Below are 7,213 nucleotides of genomic sequence, written 5' to 3'. Positions count from 1 at the left end.
AATTTTCATTCCCCCCTAAAATACGCCATTTATCAGCATTTATTACACTCAATTTTACCATTTTTAGCATATTTAGGGTTGGTATTTTATCAAATTATCTCGAAAAATTTTTTACTCTTCAGTGCTGTTGGTTTTTTATCTATCCACAGTAGTTGTGGAAAATGTTTCTTCATCAAAATTCTTTCCACAACATTTATCGACAAATAAATCACAAAATATAGTAGTGTGGATAAAAATTATCTACAACCTGTAGTTATTGTGGATAACTGTCGAAAAACCATTGCTATATCTATATTTATTTGGTATTATATTTGTGTTTTAACATTGAATTTAACCTCACTAAAAAACGGGTTTTCCACAGGTTGTGGATAATGTGTGGACATTTACACACATACCTGTTATTGATATTATCAACATTGCTGTGGAAAACTTTGATAACTCTTTTTAACTCATACTATCAGCCTATTTTTTATCCACAATGGCACACTTATATTCCAAAATAAAAGTACATTGTTGAGGCCTTGCATCCATGCATTTAAAAATTGAAACGAACACTTACTAGAAAGACTCTGTTTAAATCAATAGAGTTCTTTTTTACCTTGCTATCCGAACGAAAGGGGTGACTTTAGATTGGAAAATATTCAGGAACTATGGGTGAATACTCTTAAGTCAATGGAAGACAAAGTGAGTAAACCCAGTTATGATACTTGGCTCAAAAACACAAAAGCAAGTAGTTTAGAAGACGATACCCTCATTATTTCTGCCCCTAATGAATTTGCAAGAGATTGGTTAGAAAATCGTTATACGGAGCTCATCTCTAATGCATTATATGAAGTTACGGGAGCTAAACTAAAAACAAAATTCATTATCCCAGATACGTACCGTGAAGAAGATGAAGAAAAACCATCCGTTAAAAAGGTATCGAAATTCAGGCAAAATGATAGTGACGATTATCCTAAAAGTATGCTGAATTCAAAATATACGTTTGACACGTTTGTTATTGGTTCTGGAAACCGATTTGCACATGCAGCTTCTCTAGCTGTAGCTGAGGCTCCTGCTAAAGCGTATAATCCATTATTTATTTATGGAGGTGTTGGTTTAGGTAAAACACACTTAATGCACGCGATTGGTCATTATGTATTGGATCATAACCCTTCAGCAAAAGTGGTCTATTTGTCGTCTGAAAAATTTACAAATGAATTTATTAATTCCATTCGAGATAATAAAGCAATAAACTTCCGCAACAAATATCGTAATGTTGATGTTCTACTTATTGATGATATTCAATTTTTAGCTGGAAAAGAACAAACACAAGAGGAATTTTTTCATACATTTAATACATTACATGAGGAAAGTAAGCAGATAGTCATTTCTAGTGATCGACCACCTAAAGAAATTCCGACTCTAGAGGATCGATTACGTTCCCGTTTTGAGTGGGGTCTAATTACGGATATAACTCCACCTGACTTAGAGACAAGAATTGCCATTCTCCGAAAAAAAGCGAAAGCAGAAGGATTGGACATTCCTAATGAAGTGATGCTTTATATTGCAAACCAAATCGATACAAATATACGTGAATTAGAGGGAGCATTGATCCGAGTTGTTGCTTATTCGTCTTTAATTAATAATGATATTGATGCTCCTTTAGCAGCTGATGCTTTAAAAGATATCATTCCAAGTTCAAAACCAAAAGTAGTGACAATTCAAGCGATTCAAGAAGTTGTTGGAGAAAAGTATAATGTAAAACTTGAAGAATTTTCCGCCAAAAAAAGAACAAAATCAATAGCCTTTCCCAGACAAATTGCTATGTTTTTATCTAGAGAATTGACCGACTTTTCTTTGCCTAAAATTGGAGAGGAATTTGGTGGAAGGGATCATACAACAGTAATTCATGCACACGAAAAAATTTCAAAAATGGTAAGCAATGATCAAATACTTCAAAGAGATATTGAAGAAATAAAAGAAAGATTAAAAACATAATCGTTATCCACATGTGAATAACGTGTATAACTTATCTGATTTATCAACAATCTATCCACAGCGAAATTGATTGTTGATTCATATAAAATCAGAGTTATACACATAATCACAGTCCCTATTACTATTACTACTATATTTTATAAATAAAAATAATATATAGAACTTCCACTAGGAGGATTTTTATGAAATTTATCATTCAACGCGAACCGTTAATGGAAAGTGTTCAAAATGTTATAAAGGCAATATCTTCTCGGACAACAATTCCAATTTTAAGCGGAATAAAAATAGAAGCAACAAACAATGGTATTAAACTAACTGGTAGTGATTCTGATATCTCAATTGAATCCTTTATTCCGATAGAAGAAAATGGCATTGTTTACGTTGAGCAAATTGAAACTGGCAGTGTTGTGTTACAGGCTAAATATTTTCCAGAAATCATACGTAAATTACCCGACAAGACTGTAGAATTAGAAGTAGATGAAAAACTAAAAGTAACAATTCGTTCTGGAAGTGCCGAATTTAGTTTGAATGGACAAGATGCAGAAGAATATCCAATGCTACCTCAAATACATAATGAGGACAGCTTCGATCTTCCCAGTGATATGCTAAAGGATTTAATCAGACAAACTGCATTCGCCATTTCCACACTTGAAACGCGCCCGATCTTAACTGGAGTTAACGTGAAAGCTATCGATAATAACTTATACTTTGTTGCAACAGATAGTCATCGTCTAGCATCTAGGCAAATTCCTTTTGAAAACCAAACTTTGGGATTTTCAAGTGTTGTCATACCAGGGAAAAGTTTGAATGAATTAAATAAAATTATTGGGGATACACAGGAAAATGTGAATATTTGTATAATGCAAAATCAAATAATGTTTCAAACAAAAAACGTTTATTTTTTATCAAGATTATTAGACGGAAACTACCCAGAAACTTCTAGATTAATACCTGAACAAAGCAAAACGATCGTTTATGTTTCCACGAATGATCTGCTTAGAGCGATAGATCGTGCATCACTTCTAGCGAAAGAAAATAAAAATAACGTGGTAAAACTTGTGACAAAGCCAAACAATCAATTAGAAGTAAGTAGTAATTCACCTGAAATCGGACGTGTCCTGGAAGAAGTAACTGCCAAACATATAAATGGAGAAGAATTAAAAATATCTTTCAGTTCCAAGTACATGCTAGACGCACTAAAAGCAATTGATAGTGATCAAGTCAAAATTGAATTCACAGGTGCAATGCGACCTTTTATCATTCGTCCAACTGAAAACGATCAAATTTTACAACTAATTTTACCTGTCCGAACATACTAATTTCTTTTGAACTCTGACAAAGCTACATCTTTCGTCAGGGTTTTTAATTGTATGTATGGTACCGACAGACTTTTCTTCTTTGATGATGTTTAGTAAAATGAAATAAGAGACTAAAAAAGATAGGTGATCGTTTATGAAAGAAGAAGTTTCAATTCAAACACAATACATCCAATTAGGTCAATTTTTGAAATTGGTGAATATTGTAGAATCTGGTGGAATGGTTAAACATTTTTTATCCGAATATCAGATATATGTAAATGGTACTCTTGAAAATCGTAGAGGAAGAAAATTATATCCAGGAGATGTAATAGATTGTAAAGAATCTGGCTCTTTTACTATTACAGCAGAATAGTATCGAAAGCAGATCGTCTAATTTTCCAATGAAAGAGGATATTCAAAAATTCCACCAAATGAATAGCAACTTTTTGAACGCGTACTGAAAGGGAATCCCAATGTATATTAACCAATTAAACTTAAGAAACTTTCGAAATTATGAGCAACTACACCTATCTTTCCATGATAAAATTAATGTTATAATTGGGGACAATGCTCAAGGTAAAACAAATTTAATGGAATCTATCTATATGTTGGCGTTTTCAAAATCACATCGAACCTCTCGAGATAAAGAACTTATCCATTGGGATAAAGAATATGCTACAATAGAAGGTAACATTCATAAACGTAAACGAACATTTCCACTAGAAATTGTCCTTTCTGCAAAAGGTAAGAAGGCAAAGCTTAATCATTTAGAACAAAAACGCCTTAGTGATTATATTGGTGCATTAAATGTAGTAATGTTTGCACCAGAGGATCTAAATCTTGTTAAAGGTAGTCCTCAAATCAGAAGGCGTTTTATTGACATGGAAATTGGTCAGATTCAACCAACCTATATTTATCATTTAGGACAATATCAAAAGATTTTGAAACAACGAAATGCACTATTAAAGAATTTACAACGGAATAAGCAACTAGATCGAACAATGCTGCACGTGCTAACAGATCAAGTCTTAGATCATATTGCAATTATTCATGAGAAAAGGTTTCTCTTTTTAGATCTATTGCGGAAATGGGCTACTCCAATTCATCAAGGAATAAGCAGACATAAAGAAACGTTAGAAATTACATATGATTCGTCTGCTCGTGTATCAGAAGACTGGAATAAGGAGAAAATAAGAAATATATACCAAAATAAATTTTTTGAAATAGAAAATAAAGAAGTCGAACGTGGAACAACACTTCTTGGTCCACATCGTGATGACTTAATGTTCTTCGTGAATGGAAAAGATGTACAAACGTATGGATCACAAGGCCAACAACGTACAACAGCCCTATCTTTAAAACTCGCTGAAATTGAACTAATTTATAGTGAAGTAAACGAATATCCAATTTTACTTCTTGATGATGTATTAAGTGAACTAGACGATTTTCGACAGTCACACTTATTAAATACGATTCAAGGTAAAGTTCAGACTTTTGTTTCCACAACAAGTGTAGACGGCATAAAACATGAAACACTTGTACAGGCGGAGCTGTTTAGAGTGAAAAATGGAATGGTTGTTCAAGGAAATGAGGGAGAATAATGTTTATTCATATTGGTGGAGATCATGTTATTCAGTCGGAGGAAGTGGTTGCTATTGTCGAACATGATCTGATTTCATCTTCATCGATCGTTGCTGAGATGATCACGAATCAAAGAAAAAATAATAATGTATTAGACCCATCAGAAGAAAGTCCTAAATCTATCGTAATCACAAATGAATATATATACTTTAGCCCTTTATCCGTACTGACACTGAAAAAAAGGGCAAGTATGATCTCAACGATTAGTAAATTAGAGGATTACTCAGAGCTATTTGATGAGTAATGTTAAAAGTGACGGACAGTTTGTAATAAACATGTTGAATACCTTTTATGAAATGTAGGTGAGCAAGTTGGCAATGGAAGAAAAACTATCAAATGAACAAGTTTATGATGAAAATCAAATACAGGTGTTAGAAGGCTTAGAAGCAGTAAGAAAGAGACCAGGAATGTATATTGGGACAACAAGTGAAAAAGGATTGCATCACCTGGTATGGGAAATCGTGGATAACAGTATTGATGAAGCATTAGCAGGTTATTGTGATCACATTCAAGTTGTCATTGAAGAGGATAATAGTATTACGGTAATAGATAATGGACGGGGTATTCCAGTCGGTATACATGAAAAAACGGGAAAACCAACATTAGAAGTAATTATGACGGTATTACATGCTGGCGGGAAGTTTGGTGGTGGTGGCTACAAAGTTTCTGGTGGTTTACACGGTGTAGGTGCTTCCGTTGTGAATGCACTATCCACTATTTTGGAAGTATATGTGCATCGTGATGGGAAAATACATTATCAGGCATTTAAAAAAGGTGTACCACAAGGTAAGATAAACATTATAGGTGATACGGACATAACGGGAACGAAAACACACTTTCGACCAGACCCAGAAATTTTTTCGGAATCCGTAACCTACAATTATGATACACTTTCACAGCGTTTAAGGGAACTGGCTTTTTTAAACAAAGGTATTACGATCACCTTTGAGGATAAACGCAATGATTTAGAACCAACTGATTTTTATTACGAAGGCGGAATTAGTTCATATGTTGAACATTTAAACCGAAATCGTGAGCCTCTTCATGAACCTTTTTATGCGGAAAGAGAAGAACAACAAATTTCTGTAGAAGTAGCGCTTCAGTACAATGATGGATTTGCAAGTAATATTTATTCTTTTGCTAATAATATCCACACATATGAGGGTGGAACACATGAATCAGGATTTAAGACCGGATTAACGAGAGTTATTAATGACTATGCAAGAAAAAATAATATGTTTAAAGAAAATGATCCGAATCTAACTGGTGATGATGTTAGAGAAGGGTTAACTGCGATCATCTCTATCAAACACCCTGACCCTCAATTTGAGGGTCAAACGAAAACAAAGCTTGGAAACAGTGAGGCGAGGACTGTTACAGATTCAGCATTTAGTGACTCCTTTTCCCAGTTTTTATTTGAGAATCCTGATACAGCAAAAATAATTGTTGAAAAAGGACTAATGGCTTCAAGGGCAAGAATCGCAGCTAAAAAAGCGCGTGAGCTTACTCGACGCAAAAGTGCTTTAGAAATTTCTAATCTACCTGGAAAACTGGCGGACTGTTCATCAAAAGATCCTTCCATAAGTGAATTATATATTGTTGAGGGAGACTCAGCAGGTGGATCGGCTAAACAAGGAAGAGATAGACATTTTCAAGCAATCCTACCACTTAGAGGAAAAATTATAAATGTTGAAAAAGCACGTTTAGATAAAATTTTATCTAATAATGAAATAAGGACGATTATTACAGCGTTAGGCACAGGAATTGGAGAAGAATTTAATATTGAAAAAGCAAGATACCATAAAATTGTAATTATGACCGATGCGGATGTGGATGGAGCACATATCCGAACATTATTGTTAACATTTTTCTATCGATATATGCGTCCATTAATCGAGTATGGATATGTATACATTGCACAGCCTCCGCTATATAAGGTTCAACAAGGTAAAGCTGTTTATTATGCATACAACGATAAAGAATTGGATCGAATAATGGAAGAAATTCCAAACTCACCAAAGCCAGGCTTGCAAAGATATAAAGGACTTGGTGAAATGAATGCGACACAGCTTTGGGAAACAACAATGGATCCTGAAACACGTACATTGTTACAAGTCGAATTAGAAGATGCAATGGACGCAGATCAGATTTTTGATGTTTTGATGGGAGATAAAGTAGAACCAAGAAGGAACTTCATACAAGACAATGCACAATATGTAAAAAATCTTGATGTATAAAAATTGGAAAGACAAATAAGGATACTTGGGTCCATCCTATGGGACTAGCCAAGTAGT

General features: G+C 34.0%; 7 protein-coding genes. All 7 read left to right on the top strand.

Annotated features, from left to right (window positions below):
- Positions 1–207: hypothetical protein (locus tag NC797_RS16630; RefSeq protein ID WP_272437939.1), on the top strand; the 207-nt coding region annotated here is incomplete at its 5' end.
- Between the two features lie 423 nt (positions 208–630).
- The gene (gene dnaA, locus NC797_RS16625; protein ID WP_272437938.1) at positions 631–1,980 is read left to right on the top strand and encodes a chromosomal replication initiator protein DnaA; all 1,350 of its coding nucleotides are present in this window, start codon (positions 631–633) and stop codon (positions 1,978–1,980) included.
- A gap of 182 nt (positions 1,981–2,162) precedes the next feature.
- Positions 2,163–3,299, top strand: coding sequence for a DNA polymerase III subunit beta (dnaN, locus tag NC797_RS16620; protein WP_272437937.1), 1,137 nt, complete (start codon positions 2,163–2,165; stop codon positions 3,297–3,299).
- A gap of 133 nt (positions 3,300–3,432) precedes the next feature.
- Complete coding sequence (yaaA, locus tag NC797_RS16615; protein ID WP_272437936.1) at positions 3,433–3,651, top strand: S4 domain-containing protein YaaA; 219 nt, start codon at positions 3,433–3,435, stop codon at positions 3,649–3,651.
- Between the two features lie 100 nt (positions 3,652–3,751).
- Positions 3,752–4,879, top strand: a complete 1,128-nt coding sequence (gene recF / locus NC797_RS16610; RefSeq protein WP_272437935.1) for a DNA replication/repair protein RecF — start codon at positions 3,752–3,754, stop codon at positions 4,877–4,879.
- A complete protein-coding gene (remB, locus tag NC797_RS16605; protein ID WP_272437934.1) occupies positions 4,879–5,163 on the top strand; it encodes an extracellular matrix regulator RemB in 285 nt (94 codons plus the stop codon). Before recF ends, remB begins: the two co-directional genes overlap by 1 nt.
- Positions 5,164–5,236: 73 nt before the next feature.
- Positions 5,237–7,156, top strand: a complete 1,920-nt coding sequence (gene gyrB, locus NC797_RS16600; RefSeq protein ID WP_272437933.1) for a DNA topoisomerase (ATP-hydrolyzing) subunit B — start codon at positions 5,237–5,239, stop codon at positions 7,154–7,156.
- Positions 7,157–7,213 lie beyond the last annotated feature (57 nt).

The organism is Terrihalobacillus insolitus, from assembly GCF_028416575.1.
GTDB lineage: Bacteria > Bacillota > Bacilli > Bacillales > Amphibacillaceae > Terrihalobacillus > Terrihalobacillus insolitus.
This window is presented reverse-complemented; position numbering and strand designations above follow the sequence as displayed.